15 protein-coding genes and 1 tRNA gene are annotated in these 15187 nt (G+C 67.8%); 11 read left to right on the forward strand and 5 right to left on the reverse strand.

The annotated features are described in order from the left end of the window. Nucleotides 1-47 precede the first annotated feature (47 nt). Both AB0J87_RS30230 and AB0J87_RS30235 read right to left on the reverse strand, forming a co-directional pair. On the reverse strand, nucleotides 48-1553 hold the full coding sequence (locus AB0J87_RS30230) for a potassium/proton antiporter (protein ID WP_363970522.1): 1506 nt from the start codon (nucleotides 1551-1553) through the stop codon (nucleotides 48-50). Nucleotides 1554-1576: 23 nt separating this feature from the next. Then, nucleotides 1577-2146 carry a 5-formyltetrahydrofolate cyclo-ligase gene (locus AB0J87_RS30235; RefSeq protein WP_363970524.1) on the reverse strand — a complete coding sequence of 190 codons (570 nt, stop codon included), beginning with the start codon at nucleotides 2144-2146 and terminating at the stop codon, nucleotides 1577-1579. Between the two features lie 24 nt (nucleotides 2147-2170). On the opposite strand from AB0J87_RS30235, the gene galU reads away from it, so the two are divergent. The 8 genes from galU to AB0J87_RS30275 all read left to right on the forward strand — a co-directional run bounded on the left by galU (nucleotide 2171) and on the right by AB0J87_RS30275 (nucleotide 8224). Beyond that, nucleotides 2171-3073 (forward strand): UTP--glucose-1-phosphate uridylyltransferase GalU, encoded by a 903-nt coding sequence (gene galU, locus AB0J87_RS30240; protein ID WP_350725960.1) that lies wholly within the window; start codon nucleotides 2171-2173, stop codon nucleotides 3071-3073. Next, nucleotides 3060-4247: a gephyrin-like molybdotransferase Glp gene (gene glp, locus AB0J87_RS30245; RefSeq protein WP_355197571.1), complete on the forward strand. Its 1188-nt coding sequence runs from the start codon at nucleotides 3060-3062 to the stop codon at nucleotides 4245-4247. The genes galU and glp overlap by 14 nt, the downstream gene beginning before the upstream one ends. Then, nucleotides 4244-4726: a cyclic pyranopterin monophosphate synthase MoaC gene (gene moaC / locus AB0J87_RS30250; RefSeq protein ID WP_185068725.1), complete on the forward strand. Its 483-nt coding sequence runs from the start codon at nucleotides 4244-4246 to the stop codon at nucleotides 4724-4726. Before glp ends, moaC begins: the two co-directional genes overlap by 4 nt. After that, the gene (locus AB0J87_RS30255; protein WP_363970527.1) at nucleotides 4723-5202 is read left to right on the forward strand and encodes a MogA/MoaB family molybdenum cofactor biosynthesis protein; all 480 of its coding nucleotides are present in this window, start codon (nucleotides 4723-4725) and stop codon (nucleotides 5200-5202) included. Before moaC ends, AB0J87_RS30255 begins: the two co-directional genes overlap by 4 nt. 54 nt (nucleotides 5203-5256) lie before the next feature. Beyond that, nucleotides 5257-5901 carry a GNAT family protein gene (locus AB0J87_RS30260; RefSeq protein ID WP_192788162.1) on the forward strand — a complete coding sequence of 215 codons (645 nt, stop codon included), beginning with the start codon at nucleotides 5257-5259 and terminating at the stop codon, nucleotides 5899-5901. Nucleotides 5902-6025: 124 nt separating this feature from the next. Next, nucleotides 6026-6613, forward strand: coding sequence for a hypothetical protein (locus tag AB0J87_RS30265; protein WP_363970529.1), 588 nt, complete (start codon nucleotides 6026-6028; stop codon nucleotides 6611-6613). A gap of 49 nt (nucleotides 6614-6662) precedes the next feature. Continuing rightward, nucleotides 6663-6736: transfer RNA gene (locus AB0J87_RS30270), tRNA-Ala, on the forward strand. A gap of 618 nt (nucleotides 6737-7354) precedes the next feature. After that, the gene (locus AB0J87_RS30275; RefSeq protein ID WP_363970531.1) at nucleotides 7355-8224 is read left to right on the forward strand and encodes a hypothetical protein; all 870 of its coding nucleotides are present in this window, start codon (nucleotides 7355-7357) and stop codon (nucleotides 8222-8224) included. Nucleotides 8225-8281: 57 nt separating this feature from the next. On the opposite strand, the gene AB0J87_RS30280 is transcribed toward AB0J87_RS30275, so the two are convergent. Continuing rightward, nucleotides 8282-9208: a tyrosine-type recombinase/integrase gene (locus AB0J87_RS30280; protein ID WP_363970533.1), complete on the reverse strand. Its 927-nt coding sequence runs from the start codon at nucleotides 9206-9208 to the stop codon at nucleotides 8282-8284. 336 nt (nucleotides 9209-9544) lie between these two features. Here AB0J87_RS30280 and AB0J87_RS30285 point away from each other — a divergent pair, with 336 nt between their 5' ends. Then, a complete protein-coding gene (locus AB0J87_RS30285; protein WP_363970535.1) occupies nucleotides 9545-10072 on the forward strand; it encodes an NUDIX domain-containing protein in 528 nt (175 codons plus the stop codon). 263 nt (nucleotides 10073-10335) lie between these two features. Continuing rightward, nucleotides 10336-11280 (forward strand): C45 family peptidase, encoded by a 945-nt coding sequence (locus tag AB0J87_RS30290; protein ID WP_363970537.1) that lies wholly within the window; start codon nucleotides 10336-10338, stop codon nucleotides 11278-11280. Nucleotides 11281-11833: 553 nt separating this feature from the next. Here AB0J87_RS30290 and AB0J87_RS30295 read toward each other — a convergent pair. Then, nucleotides 11834-12637, reverse strand: a complete 804-nt coding sequence (locus tag AB0J87_RS30295; protein WP_363970538.1) for an integrase — start codon at nucleotides 12635-12637, stop codon at nucleotides 11834-11836. Nucleotides 12638-12910: 273 nt separating this feature from the next. Here AB0J87_RS30295 and AB0J87_RS30300 point away from each other — a divergent pair, with 273 nt between their 5' ends. Then, complete coding sequence (locus AB0J87_RS30300; RefSeq protein ID WP_363970540.1) at nucleotides 12911-13843, forward strand: pyridoxamine 5'-phosphate oxidase family protein; 933 nt, start codon at nucleotides 12911-12913, stop codon at nucleotides 13841-13843. Between the two features lie 24 nt (nucleotides 13844-13867). On the opposite strand, the gene AB0J87_RS30305 is transcribed toward AB0J87_RS30300, so the two are convergent. Beyond that, the gene (locus AB0J87_RS30305) at nucleotides 13868-15154 is read right to left on the reverse strand and encodes an MFS transporter (RefSeq protein ID WP_363970542.1); all 1287 of its coding nucleotides are present in this window, start codon (nucleotides 15152-15154) and stop codon (nucleotides 13868-13870) included. Nucleotides 15155-15187 lie beyond the last annotated feature (33 nt).

Consider the following 15187-nt stretch of genomic DNA (forward strand, 5'->3'; position numbering starts at 1 on the left):
GCACTCGAGGGATGCGACTGCTAATGGTAACCGATTAGGTCAAACGCCTATTCCAGTCCCCGCTCTCCGTACCAGCCCGCCAGCTTTCCGCTGCGGCTCACGGCGCGCAGGCGGCGTTCGACCTGGTCACGGCAGGAGGCGGTGGTGACCAGCAAGATCTGGTCCTCCACCCTGATCCTGGTATTTCCGGTGGGGACGAAGGATTTGCCGTCGCGGACGATCAGGGTCACCTGCGCCCCGGCGGGCAGGCGGAGCTCGAAGATCTCCACGCCGTGCAGCCGCGAGCCGGGAAACACCTTGACCTGCAGCAGGTCCGCCTTGAGCTCTTCGAGCGGCGCGGCCTCCACCTCCAGGTCGTGCGCCTCCCCGGGCGCCGCCACCCCGAGCAGCCGGGCCACGAAGGGCAGTGTCGGCCCCTGCAGCAGCGTGAACACGATGACGATCACGAAGACCTCGTTGAAGATCTCCTTGGATCCCTCCACGTTCGACGCCCAGGGGATGGTGGCGAGCACGATCGGGATCGCGCCGCGCAGCCCCGCCCACGACAGGAACGCCTGTTCGCGCCAGCTCACCCTGCCCGCCCGCAGCGCCCACGACAGCAGCGAGCTCACCATGACCGAGAGCGGCCGCGCCAGGAGCACCAGGACGGTGCCGGCGATCAGGCCGGGCACGATGGACGAGGGCATCTCCTTGGGGCTGGCCAGCAGACCGAGCATGACGAACAGCCCGATCTGCGCCAGCCACGCGGCCCCCTCCGCGAACCCCCTGGTCGCCGCCCGGTGCGGCAGCCGCGAATTGCCCAGGATCAACGCCGTCAGGTAGACGGCCAGGAACCCCGAGCCGTGGATCAGCACGGCCCCGCCGTACGAGACGAATGTGAGCGAAAGCACGGCGAGCGGATAGAGGCCGGAGGCGGGGAGCGCGACGCGGCGCAGCGCGTACGCGCCCGCGGGGCCGACGGCCAGGCCGACCGCGGCGCCGATGATCAGCTCGACCGTGGTCTCGAGGAGGAACGTTCCCGGCGACGCCGAAGAGCGTCCCGCCCCGCTGAGCAGCATCACGGCGATCACCGTGGGGGCGTCGTTGAAGCCGGACTCGGCCTCCAGCACGCCCGCCAGCCGGGGCGGGAGCGGCAGTCTGCGCAGCACGGAGAAGACGGCGGCGGCGTCCGTTGAGGCCAGCACCGCGCCGAGGATCAGCGCCGTCGTCTGGTCTATGCCGAGAAGCGCCTGTACGACCAGCGCCACCACGACGATGCTGACCGTCACGCCCACGGTCGCCAGGATCATGGCCAAGGGGACTGAACGCCGTACGTGAGACCAGTTCGTAGTAAGTCCGCCTTCGGCCAGGATCAACGCCAGCGCCGTGAGGCCGATCTGCTGGGCGAGCTGGGGGTTGTCGAAGGGGATCCCGAACCCGGCCTCGCCCAGGACCAGGCCGAAGCCGAGGAACACGAGCAGGCTGGGCAGGCCGGTGCGGTGCGCGACGCGTACGGACGCGATGGCCGCGATGACAATTGCGGCACCAAGAAGAAGCCAGACATCTAGTGTCATCTGGCCCCCTCTCGTACCTGCGGTCACATAAGCCTAGTGAGTCCCTCCGGGGTCGCGGCAAAACGGACGTGCCGGTCATGAGGCTCCGCCGGGATGCCGTCGATCAGCTCGCCGTCGTGCAGCAGGGCGACCGTCGGTACGTTGGGGCCCACCCTGGCCAGGGCACGATCGTACGAGCCGCCGCCGCGACCCAGACGTACACCCGTCGCCCTGTCCACCGCCAGGGCCGGGACGATCACGAGGGCGGCGGTGCGGATGGCGTCGACGCCGCGGCGGGTGTCGACCGGCTCCATGATCCCGAAACGGCCCGGGGTGAGCGAGTCCGGTCCGTCGTACACCGCCCAATCCAGGTCATTGTCCTCAAGCAGGACGGGGAGGATAACGGTGGCTCCATGTTTCCAGAGAGCGAACACGAGCCCGTGTGTATCCGGCTCCGACCCCGTTGACCAGTAGCAGGCCACGAGACCGGCCATCTGGACCCACGGCTGGTCGAGCAGCGTTTCGCGGATCTTGATGGAGTTTGCCCGCTGTTGTTCGGGGGAGAGGGAGGCACGTGCCGAGCTCAGCTCGCGACGCAGGTTCAGCTTGTCCACAGATACCTCCACTAGGGTCTACTCATGGCTGACTTCGACCCTGTGACGAAAGCCGTCGTGCCCGCCGCGGGTCTGGGCACCCGGTTCCTTCCGGCGACCAAGGCGACACCGAAGGAGATGTTGCCCATCGTCGACAAGCCCGCGATCCAGTATGTCGTCGAGGAGGCAGCCTCCGCTGGGCTCCTCGACGTCCTCATGGTCACCGGCAAGAATAAACGCTCCATCGAGGATCACTTCGACCGCGCGTTCGAGCTGGAGGAGGCCCTTGAGGCCAAGGGCGACGAGCACCGGTTGTCCCAGGTACGCGAGCCGGCCTCGCTGGCGACGCTCCACTACGTACGTCAGGGCGAGCCCAAGGGGCTCGGCCACGCGGTGCTCTGCGCCAAGCAGCACGTCGGCGGCCACCCCTTCGCCTGTCTGCTCGGCGACGACCTGATTGACTATCGCGATCCGCTGCTCAAGCGCATGATCGAGGTGCGTGACACGTTCGGGGGGAGCGTGATCGCGCTGATGGAGGTGCCCAAGGAACAGGTCTCCCTGTACGGCGTCGCGACCATCGAGGCGACCGCCGACGACGACGTCGTACGCGTGACGGACCTGGTGGAGAAGCCGCCGGCCGACGAGGCGCCGTCCAACTGGGCGATCATCGGGCGCTACGTGATCGACCCCGCGGTGTTCGAGGTGCTGGAGAACACGCCGCCGGGGCGCGGGGGCGAGATCCAGCTCACCGACGCGCTGCGCACGCTCGCCGGACGCGGGTCCGGGGACGGCGGGCCCGTGCACGGGGTGCTGTTCAGAGGGCGCAGGTACGACACCGGCGACAAGTTGGACTATTTGCGGACGGTGGTGAAGTTCGCGGCGGGCCGGGAGGACCTGGCGCCCGATTTCGTGCCGTGGCTGCGGGAGTTCCTCGATGAAATCGGTTGACGAGCATCTGGCTGAGATCCTGGCCACTGTTCGTCCGCTGGCGCCGCTGGAGCTGGAGTTGGAGCAGGCGCTGGGGGCGACGCTGGCCGAGGAAGTGGTGTCGCCGGTGCCGCTGCCGCCGTTCGACAACTCGGCCATGGATGGCTATGCCGTACGGTCTGCCGATATTTCGGATGTTCCGGTTACGTTGCCGGTGACGGACGATGTGGCGGCCGGGTCCGAAGAGCTGCGGGCCGTGGGGCCCGGGCACGCCGTTCGGATCATGACCGGTGCTCCCATGCCCGCCGGGGCCGATGCCGTGGTGCCGGTCGAGTGGACGGACGGGGGGACGGTCACCGTACAGATCTCCCGCCCGGTGAGCGCCGGCAACGCGATCCGGCTCGCGGGCGAGGACGTGCAGGCCGGCGAGGTCGTGCTCAAGCCGGGCACGGTGATCGGGCCCTCCCAGCTCGGGATCATCGCCGGGGTGGGGCGGCGGCGGGTCTGGGCGCGGCCCCGGCCCAGGGTCGTCGTCATCTCGACGGGCGCGGAGCTGGTCGAGCCGGGTAGTCCGCTGGCTCCCGGGCAGATCTGGGACTCCAACAGCTTCACGCTGACCGCCGCCGTGCGGGAGGCCGGAGGCGAGGGGTTCCGGGCGGGGTCCGTCGGGGACGATCCGCGCGTACTCCTCGATCGGCTCGACACCCACCTGATGCGGGCCGATGCGATCATCACCAGCGGTGGTGTGTCCATGGGGGCGTACGAGCCGGTCAAGGAGGCTCTGTCGCCGCTGGGAACCGTCCGGTTCGAGAAGGTGGCGATGCAGCCGGGGATGCCGCAGGGGTTCGGCGTGCTGGGGGAGGACCAGGTGCCGATCTTCGCGCTGCCCGGCAACCCGGTGTCGTCCTATGTGTCTTTCATGCTGTTCGTACGTCCGGCGCTCGACAAGATGCGCGGGCTCCCGGCGGACATGCCGGAATCGGTGACCGCCCGCCTGACCAGGCCGGTGCGCTCGCCCGCCGGACGGCGGTCGTTCCTGCGCGGCGTGCTGGCCTCGGACGGCACGGTGTCGCCGGTGCACGGGCAGGGCTCGCATCAACTCGCCGCCCTGGCCTCGGCGAACGCGCTGATCGTGGTGGCGGAGGACGTGACCGAGATGCCCGAGGGGGCGACTGTCGAGGTGATCCGGCTGTGAGCGACTCGGGGCTGACCCATGTGGATGAGACCGGGGCCGCTCGCATGGTGGACGTCTCCGCCAAGGACGTGACGGCTCGCACCGCCACGGCGACCGGGCGGGTACTGCTGTCAGGCGAGGTCGTGGAACTGCTGCGGTCCGGCGAGGTGCCCAAGGGCGACGCGCTGGGCGTGGCGCGGATCGCGGGGATCATGGGGGCGAAGCGGACGCCCGATCTGATCCCGCTCTGCCATCCGATCGCGTTGCACGGGGTGAAGGTCACGCTGGACGTCGAGGACTGGGGCGTGGCGATTACCTGCCGGGTGAAGACGGCCGACCGCACCGGTGTGGAGATGGAGGCGCTGACGGCGGTCTCCGTGGCCGCGCTGGCGCTGATCGACATGGTCAAGGCGGTCGATCCGGCCGCGGTGATCACCGATGTCCGGGTGGAGGAGAAGCTGGGCGGCAAGACCGGCCGCTGGACCAGGGAGCCGGAATGATCCGCGCACTCGTGATCACGGTGTCGAACCGGGCGTCGGCCGGGGTTTATGCGGATAAATCCGGGCCGCTGCTCGTCGACCTGCTGCGCCGCGATGCGGGCTGCGAGGCCGTGGGCCCCTTGGTGGTGCCCGACGGAGAGCCGGTCGAAGGAGCGCTCCGTGACGGGGTGGCGCAGGGGTACGACGTCATCGTGACCACCGGGGGGACTGGGTTGACGCCCATGGATCTGACCCCGGAGATGACGGCCCGAGTAATTTCTCGGGAAATTCCCGGTATAGCTGAGGCCATTCGGCTGGCGAATCGGGAAAAGGTCCCGACCTCGATTCTGTCCAGAGGACTGGCCGGCCAGGCGGGCGCTACCTTGATCGTTAATTTGCCCGGATCGTCGGGTGGCGTACGCGATGGCGTCGCCGTACTCGCGCCGATTCTCCAGCATGCGGTCGATCAGATCCGGGGAGGCGATCACCCGCGCTGATCGCGGTTCCCTGATGCGTGGCGACATCGTGCCCGTTGGGGGGATGATGAGTGGGTGGATCGACTTCGTGGCTGGCCGGTGACCCTGAACGAAGGTCCGGTAGGCCTCCGGCCGCTGCGGCTGAGCGACGTGCGCGTGTGGCGCGAGACCCGGCTGCGAAACGCCGACTGGCTACGCCCCTGGGAACCCAGCAATCCCGAGACACCGCTGTTCAGGACCGGGCTCGGCCCGTACGTCTCCATGGTCGGTACCCTGCGCCGCGAGGCCCGGCAGGGCCTGGCGATGCCGTGGGTGATCACGTACGGAGGGCGCTTCGCGGGGCAGCTGACCGTGGGCGCGATCGTGTGGGGCGCCGCCCGTTCCGCCCAGGTCGGCTACTGGATCGACGGCGCGCTCGCCGGGAAGGGGATCACCCCCACCGCCCTCGCCATGGCCGTTGACCATTGCTTCTTCACCACGGGGCTGCACCGGCTGGAAGCGAACATCCGCCCCGAGAATCAAGCCAGCCGACGGGTGGTTGAGAAGCTCGGATTCCGGGAAGAAGGCATTCGGCGGCGCCAACTCCACATCGACGGGGCCTGGCGCGATCACATTTGCTACGCGTTGACCGCTGAGGACATTCCTGGCGGCCTGCTCGTGCAGTGGCGTCGCGCGCGTGAGTCAGCTGCTCACGGGGGGCCTTCCGTCGAAGAGGTTTGACGATCTCGCGACACACCGCACCGAATGCTCGTCAATTAGTGACACGCGGTCTTACGGTGCGTGACGTGAGCACATTGAAGGCGCGACGAGCACACTCGCGTCTTTGTGCTGCCCGGAGGTGCCCATGAGTAGCGCCTTCCTCTATCTGGTCATCGTCGTGATGTGGCTTTGCGTCCTGATCCCGATGTGGCTGCGCAAGGACAAGACGAACCTGGCCGAGCTGGCCGAGCTCGAAGAGCACTACACCGGCGAACACCAGCTTCCCGATCTCGACAACCTGGACCCATCGGACGCGGACGAGGACGACGGGTCGTCTCCTGCCGAGGTCGAGAAGGTCGATGTGCGCCAGTTCCGGCTCCGGCGCCGCGCCATCATCGTGGCCCGCCGGCGGCGGCTGCTGTTCTTCACCACGCTGCTGGTGCTGGCCTCTGTCGTGACGGCCGCGGTCAAGATGATCCCGTGGTGGGGCGTGGCTCCCTCGGTCGTCATCATGTTCGCGTACATGGCGTTCCTCCGCATCGCCGTACAAGTCGATAGGGAACGCCGCGAACGGGGCCGTCAGGCGCGCGCTGAGCGCCTGCGGCGCGCACGTGAGCGGCGGCGGGCCGCGGAGGAGGCCGCCCAGGCTGAGGTCATCGATCTCGCGGCGCTGCAGGCGGACGTTCTGTTCGATCAGTACGCCGAACCGCCCAAGCGGGCGGTGGGCGACTGAAACGTTGGCGCGAGGACCCCTCAGAGTTTGCTAATCTGGTCGAGTCCTTGGGGATGTAGCGCAGTCCGGTAGCGCACTTCGTTCGCATCGAAGGGGTCAGGGGTTCGAATCCCCTCATCTCCACCCAGGTCGAAGGCCGCTTCCCGGTAATGGGAGGCGGCCTTCTGCGTTGCTGGGTGACTAACTGAGTGACTACGGTTCTGATCGTTTCTTCAAGCTCAGCCCCGGAGCGTTCGAGCCGCTCGCATGATCTAGCGCACTGGGACCACTCCCATTACTCTCGGCCATCTGTGATCGCATGACTCCTCCGGCCGCCCCCGAGGTAAGAGCCGGCCACAAGGACGGTGAGCGGTGTCTGATCTGGTGCGGCTGGACATGGGTGATCCCGACGCGTCCGGACATGGTTCGGCCAGGCAGGGCGCGAGTGATCCCCTGGTGGACGACCCATCTGTCCCGTCTACTTGGCCCGGCCCCATAGGCCCCCGGACTGATGGCTACACGGTCCCTGTCAGTAGGAGCGTGGGTACGTCAGCTGTATCGATGCGGCCATCATTCTTTCGTCGAAGCCTCCCGTGGATTGTCGCGCTGGCACTTGTGGGAGCGTTAGCCGTCGCTGTGTGGCCTTCCTCGGATCTGCTGGGGCATCACGACGACCCTGTCGGGGCGATGGCGGTAGGGGAACTGGAAGGCCGCCCCGTCACCGTAAGCGCTGGCAGTGGCTACGACGACACCACCTTACGGGTGTGGGATCTGACCACAGGCGATCCCATCGGCGAACCGATTGTCGCTCACCCGGTCGGTGTTGTAACGCTGGCGCTCGGGGAAGTGGCCGGCCGGCCGGTAGCTGTCACAGGCGGCTACGACGACGCTGTACGGATTTGGGATCTGACGACACGCGAACTCGTGGGCGAACCGATAAGGCTCAGCAACGCTGACCGCGTCGATGCGGTGGCGGTTGGGGAGGTGAACGGTCGAGCCGTCGTCGTCGCTGCGGGAGGCTGGGGCGACGCCACCCATAAGTTACCTGTGCGGGTGTGGGACCTGGTGACGCATAAGCCTTTCGGCGAACCAATGGTCGGACACTCCGACCTGGTCTTGACCGTGGCGCTTGGAGAGGTGAACGGTCGAGCAGTTGCCGTCACCGGCAGCGTTGACGGGACGACACGTATATGGGATCTGGCCACCCGCAAGCAGATGGGCGATCCGATGGTCAGCGGTACCGGTGTCGGGGATGTCGCGCTCGGGCGCGTGGATGGCAGACAGGTGGCCGTCTCCAGCGACGACGAGAACATGCGGGTGTGGGACTTAACCACCCACAAACTCATCGGTGTACCGATACCGACAGGTCTCGCCTATGGGGTCAGGACAGTGGTGGTTGGAGAGGTTAACGGCCGACCTGTCGTCCTCGCCGGTGGTGGTTACGACGAAGACGGCGGAGGTGCCGTGCAGGTTTGGGATCTCAGCACGCACCAACCGTTGGGCGGACGAATGAGATACACCAACTGGGTTGGGGACGTGGCGATCGGACATGTGGATGGAAGAGTGGTCGCCGTCACCGGAGACGGTGACGGCGACGTGCGAATGCGGGACTTGAGTGGCCACACACAATGAGCCAGTGTCGCCAAGGACACGCCTCAGGTATCCGCGCATCGTGGATGCATTTATGGGTTACCTATCTGGAAAGATCTGATCCATTGCCTCGGCACCCTCCAGCATCACGGGTCGGAGTTGCTTCCGGTATACGGTCTCGGTGACGGTGGTGTTGCGGTGGCCGACCAGGCGTGAGATGGCCTCGATCGGCATGCCGGAGTCGGAGAGCAGTGAGACGAAGCTGTGCCGCATCTCGCGAGGAGTCCAGTCCTTCGGGTTGAGGCCGGCCTTTTTGAGGACTGCCCGGAACGAGCGGCGGACGTTGTGCGCGTCGAGCTCTGTGCCGACCTTGGAGGCGAACACGACGTCGTTGTCCTGCCAGCGGTCGCCCGCCGCCTTCTTGGCTACGTCCTGGCGTTCGCGGTGGAGCTTGAGAGCGTCTACGCAGCGCCTCGGCATGGCCAGGGTGCGACGGGATTTCTTGGTCTTGGTGTCGCCACCCTCCCGTACCGAGCGCCATACCATGATGGAGGGCGGCGTGCTGGCCATATTGACGTGTGACCAGGTGAGCGGGCGTAGCTCCTCAGTGCGTGCGCCGAGAAGCAGCGATAGCACGATGTAGGCGTGCAGAGCTGTGCCCTCGGATGCCTTAAGCACGGCTTCCGCCTGATCGAGAGTGAGCGACTTGGACGGGCGACCCTCCGTGCCCTTCGGGATCTCGCAGAGCAGCACGACGTTTCGCTTCACCTTGTCGCGAGCCTGAGCGCGGGAAATCGCGCGGACGAGGATGGAGCGCAGCTCGCGCAGGGTCCGCGTGCTGAGGGTCTTTGCCTTGTCGGCCAGCCAGCGGTCAACATCATCCGCTGCAAGGTTGATGAGCTTCCGCGCCCCAAGGGCCGGAGTGATGTGCTTGCTCGCGAGGATCGTGCACTTCTCCAAGGTCGCCGGGTCGCGTCCGCTGAGCCCGTAGTCCAGCCAGTTCTGTACGGCGTCCTGCTTCGGCACTGTGCGCACCCTGGAGCCGCATAGGTGCTATCAGCAGGCCAGCGCGGGAGCCTGCCCGTCCCGGACCTCATACAGGTGCGCGACGGAAGCTGTATTCGTTAGTCCGAGCTGATGCGGGGTGACTGAAGACATGCCGAAGGCGGCCAGGCTTCGGTCAGGATGGCTTTGCCGCTGTGGTGGATCGAGACCATCAGACAGACGAGCACCGCCCGGATCGGCACTCCCGCCGGTCCGGGGCGTGGGCCGAGTTCCGTCGATCACTGTCATGATGCCGGAGTCATCCGGCAGCCGGACGTGGCCAGTCCTTCTGCCCACAAACCTCAATGGGAGAGCCACATGACACCTATCGTCCCTGCCCGCGACGGGGAGCGGATGCTGACGCATTCGAACGGCCAAGATTGGCTTGTGTCATGGCACCCTGTCGACGACCCACAGGAAGGCAAGGCTCATGGAGCCGCCGGCATCTGCGTGACGGCTGCCAATGAGATGGTCCTGATCAGCCATGACGGCGAGCACTGGGGTTTCCCAGCCGGACGTCCTGAAGGAACAGAGACTATCGAGGAGACCCTTCGCCGGGAAATGCTCGAAGAAGCGTGCGTCACCGTCATCGGTAGCCGCCTGCTTGGATATTCCCGCAGCGAATGCGTGCGCGGGCGCGAGCTTGGCCTGGTCCTCATCCGCTCTTACTGGCGCGCGGAGGTCCGGCTGCAGGAATGGCAGCCGGAGTTCGAGATACGGCATCGGCGGGTGGTTCCCGAGTCCGAGGCGAAGAAATACGTCCGCGATCCCGACCTGGCCGCGACCCGGGTCTCCTTCCGTGCTCTGGACGAGGCAGTGGCAGGTGACGGCCCCCGACCCTCCTGAGCGCCATACCCGTCCGCCCGAGACCCTCGCTGGATATGCCTCGGGAAGCGATCTTCGACATACCCTCAGCGCCCCAGGCCAGACCTACTCGTGAACACCCCAACGCGGGACATGTTCGCCTACTTGGAATCGGCCACGCTCGCGTTCAGCGGCTTCATCAGATCCAGCGCCTGGCCGTCGCCGATGGCGGCCACCTGGTGAACACCTGCCCAATTAGCTAGGTTGCTCTCACCTCGTCCGATTCTCACAGGGGAGTGGCAGCCGTGCGGCAACAGCACAAGACCTTCCAGGCGATCGAGGTCGGCGACGGCGGCGACGGGCGGTGGGCCGCCCACGCCCAGGCCCTGTGGCAGGAGATGGAGGGCCTGCTGACCGCGGAGGGCAGGACTCCGGAGGGCGCGGATCGTGTTCGGGCGCTGTTCCGTGCGCACATGCCGGAACTGGTCCCGGTTCTGGACCGCCTGGCCGGCCGACTCGACCGGCCCGAGGCGGAAGTCTTCCTCACCCACGCGGCACTGCGGCCGTTCTCCCAGGCCTGCACCCAGATCGGCCAGAACGGCACTCTGCTGCGCAACTATGACCTACGGCCCGATCAGTGCGAGGGGACCATCGTCTCCTCCTGCTTCCTGCGCCCCGTGATCGGGATGCAGGACATGCTGTGGGGCTTGCTGGACGGGATGAACGACGCCGGTCTCGCGGTCTCGCTCACCTGGGGCGGACGTTCTGTCTACGGACGTGGCTTCGCCATTCTCATCCTCGTGCGCTACCTGCTGGAGACGTGCGACACCGTCGATGAGGCGGTCGACAGGCTGCGGTCCCTGCCGGTCGCCGTCCCCCAGAACCTCACCCTTGTCGATCCCAAGAAGGCGATGACGGTGTTCGTGGGACCGGATATGCCGCCGACGGTGGCACCGGACGCCTGCGCCTCCAATCACCAGCACCTGCCGGTGACCGACGAGCAGGAGCGAACCATGCGGACGCAGGAGCGGCTGCGAGCCATCCGCGCCGCGGGCGCGGACGTGGCGGCGATGCTCAAGCCGCCGCTGTATCGATCCGTCGACGAGCAGGGGACGGTAACGCTCTACACCGCCCACTACCGGCCCGCCGAGGGCCTTGTGACGTACTACTGGCCCGGTGAGTCCTGGCAACAGTCCTTCGGCGACTTCACACCCGGAACCCGCACCGTGACCTTGGGCCGGGCCAGCTGAAAAGCTTTCCGGACTCCTGCTCACCCCTGCACGAAGATCTTGCAAGAACGTGATTTCATCCGCCGCAGACAAGCCCTCCCTCGGCTGGCCCTGCCACGTGGCAATCCCCCTGAACGGTCAGCGCCCGGGCTGCCTACGCGGGAAGCGATCATTCTCTTCTCGGGAAGCGATCTTCTCAACCCCTCTTGCGCCCCAGGCCAGCCCTATTCGTGAACACCCCACCAGGAAGATGCAAGTGAGATGGGCCTTCGGAGTAATCCGGGGGCCCTTTTCTCATGTCTGGAAGTCGATGGGAGCCGATCGGGGAGCCATCCCGTCGGATTCTCTGCGGCGGTTCCGAGGCCCGGTCGCTTGGTGATCTTGCGGAATGCCGGCCCGCACGTTCGAGGCGTTCGGTGGGGCACCCGTGCAGCGGACCGGGTGGTGATCTTGGCGAGCGTGGTGTTGCCGGGGCGCCTCGGCGTACGACGTGGGTCTTGGGTCCCCGGGCCGCAAGGCCAGACGCATACCGCGGACGGGTGATCGGACCATCGAGGTTGCAGGGCAGGTGTCGTCAAGCCTGCCCGAAGTCGGTGCAGTGTGCGATCGTCGCATCGTCCGCCGCCACCGCGTGATGTGCCTCCGCCTGCCGGACCCGGCGAATGATTTCGTCTGGTCCGCTCGACGCCAGGACGGCCATGACCCCTGGCCAGTCGGTGAGCCCGAACCGGTCCACGATGCCGCCGGCGCCATTGCTGAGGAGCACGACGCCGGCATCGGTCAGCTCGGAGATCGGGCAACTGCCGGTGATGGCCTCGTCCGCCGCCCGCGGGTCGTCCTTGGCCACCCAGAAGCCGCCCGGTTGGTTCCGGTTCGAGCGTAAGTCGTTGAGGATCCGGTGGTACTCGTCACTGCCTCTGGCGGCGGTCTCCAGCGCGGGCTCGTACGAGCGGCTGATCACGACCTCCCGGGGATCGGAGACGACGAGCGGCGCGCTGTCCGCTTTGTCGAGCACGACGTACGCGTCGCCGAGCACCAGGTACTCGACGAGGCCATTGGACAGGCGCAGGATGGCTACCGCCGCCGACGGGCTTATGCGGTTGGCGACGTCGCAGGTGTCCCGATGATCGTCCGTAACCTGCTCGATGGCATCGGCGAGCACTGCCGGAAGGTCGCGGTCCTGTGCGAGTGACAGGAGACCGAGGAGACTGCCTCCCAAGCGGTTGGCATACCAGGCCACGCCGTGCCGGCAGATCGATTCCGTGCCGGGGATGCCGGCACCGTCGACCAACACGGCCGCCGTCGGCAAGGCTCCGGTGAAGTCCTCGTTCGCGCGGTCGGCCCGCCCCGCGGCAGCGCTCGCCATGGCCACCCGCATGTCCTACCGCCGCCCTCTCGCCGATCAGAGCGTCCACCGTAACAATCACCGGCCCGCTGAAACGTACACAGCTGCAGTCGGGGAAGCTCGTCGTCCCTGCGGGTCCGTGGAGCGGCGAGCCCGTGTGCTGGGCTCCAGCCGGCCCGCGTCCGCCGTGTGATGGAGACCACGGATTGCGACGCTCTTCTCCGTTTTCCACCATCGCTTGCCGAATGACGAGAAGATCACGCGCATGTGCTTACGCCGTCACCGCCTTCCCTCAGGAGCAGCCCTGTGACCACGACACCGATCGACCTCGAGGTCGGCGCCATCATCGATGCCTACCGGACCTGCGAGTTCGCCACCCTCGGGGCTGACGGCACCCCGCTGACCTGGCCCACTGCGGCCTGGCGCCGGGCAGATGGCACGCTGCTCGTCACCACCAGCCTGGCCTTCGCGCAGAAGGCGCTCAACGTCCGCCGGGACGGACGCGTCGCACTGCTCTTCTCCGACCCCACTGGCAGCGGCCGCGCCGATGCGCCTCAGGTCTTCGTCAGCGGAACCGCGACCTGCCCCGATGAGATCCGGACCGGGCCGGACGAGGCGGTTGAGTACTGGCGTACGCTCTTCGAACGGCAGCCGCACAGCCGAAGCTACGTCCGAGCCCCCGGCCGGTGGTTCATGGACTGGTACTACCTGCGGCTCTTCATCACCGTGACACCCACCCGGGTCGAGGTACGGCCACCGCTCGCCGAGTTGACCGCCGCCGAACAGCCCGCGGCACCAGCCACCACGGACCTGCCCGGCGCTGACCTGATCGCCCGCTTCCCGAGCGCGGTCCTCGGCGCCCGGGACGACTCCGGGGCACCGCTGCTGGTGCGCACGCGGCCAAGGGCCACCGCCGACGCCTTCACCATCGCGACGGACGCCGCCGATGGCATCGTGCCGGGCACGGCCAGCCTGCTCGTGCACCGGCACGACGAACGGCTCAACGCCATGCACAACGCGCTGATCCGCGGCGAACTTCACGCCGACGGCGACCAATGGACGATGGTCCCGCGGAAAGTGATCGAGCCGGCCGGATCCGGCCGCATCAGCGACGCGTTCCCCACCCTGCGCAACGCCCGCCGCTCCACGCTCCGCTACCTGGAGCGGCGCGGCCTAGCCCGGCCCCGGGTTCAGTGGGACCAGTTCCAGCTGCTCGCCACATCCGGCAACGACGCATAACGCCGGCTGGGCAGGACGGCAGGGTCACCGGCCCTGCAGTCCGCAGCCCTCACCGGGCGTCGGTGAGGAGCCGACGAAACGCCGAATTCGGGTCGGCGCGACGGCGTCGCAGGGCTCGAGTGCCTGCGATGAGGACGACGGAGACGGCGCGGCGGCGGGTGACCGGCGCGAGAGCAGGTATCCCGTCAGCGCGGCGAGCAGGCCGGCCAGACCGGCCGCCGCGAAGCCGCCCGCCGGCACGGACGCGTCGATCGCCACTCCCACGACCGGGGAGCCGAGCGCGAACCCCGCGCTCGCCGCCGAGGACTGCAGGCCGGTCGCCTCACCTCGTACACCGGCCGGCGTCAGCCGGCTCACCGCGTCGGAGACCGTGGAAAGGGTCGGTGCGGTGAGCAGCCCGGCACCGATGACGGCCACGCACAGCCAAGGCCAGTCATGGGCGAGTCCGGCCGGAATCGTCACCAGCCCGAGCAGGCTGAGCAGCAGCCAGGTGGGCATCGGCCGGGGCAGCGCTCCGTACACCAGACCGCCCACGACGGACGACACCCCGAGCACGGCGATGACCACGGCCGCCCACGAGACCTGGCCGGCTTCTCGAAGAGTGGCGACGATGGCCAGGTCGACGCCGCTGAGCAGCATCGCGACGCCGAACCCCATCGTCAGAACAGCGACCATGCGCGCTCCCAGCCACTCCCGGCGCCGGGGCCGGCCCGCTGCCTCGCCGTCCACCTCGTCCTCGGCCCGCAGCGGCGGGTTGAGCAGGGCGATCCCTGCCCCGCCGGCGACGATCGCGGCGCCCACTCCCCATGCCACCACGCCGGGGGACACCGTCGCCGCGCACAGGATGACCACCGCCGGCCCCACCATGTACGACAGCTCGCCCGCCACCGACTCCAGCGCGAACGCTGCCCGCCGCTGCTCTGCCGCCGTCATCGCGGTGATCGCCTGCCTGGTAACCGATTGGACCGGCACCATCAGCAGACCGGCGGCGAATGAGGCGCCCAGCAAGATCACGTACGGCAGCACGGGCACGGTCAGCCAGAACACGAGCTGCGGCACAACCGTGGCCAGCAGCACGGTCCGCAGGCCCCGCCGGTCGGTCATCCGCCCCAGCAGCGGCCCGCCCAGCGCGACACCGGCGGTGAGCGCCGCCACCACGGCTCCCGCCGCCGCGTAACTCATGTCGAGGGCAACGACGACGTACATCGTCAACGCCATCGCGTCCGCCGTGATCGCGGTACGCGCGAGCAGCGAGATGCCAAGCAGCGGCGTCATCCCCCGCACCGCGAGCACCTGGCGAAATCTGGTCACCGTTTTGACGGTAGATCACCCGTTGTGCCATAG

Origin of the sequence: Nonomuraea sp. NPDC049625, from assembly GCF_040675285.1 — a bacterium.
GTDB lineage: Bacteria > Actinomycetota > Actinomycetes > Streptosporangiales > Streptosporangiaceae > Nonomuraea > Nonomuraea angiospora_A.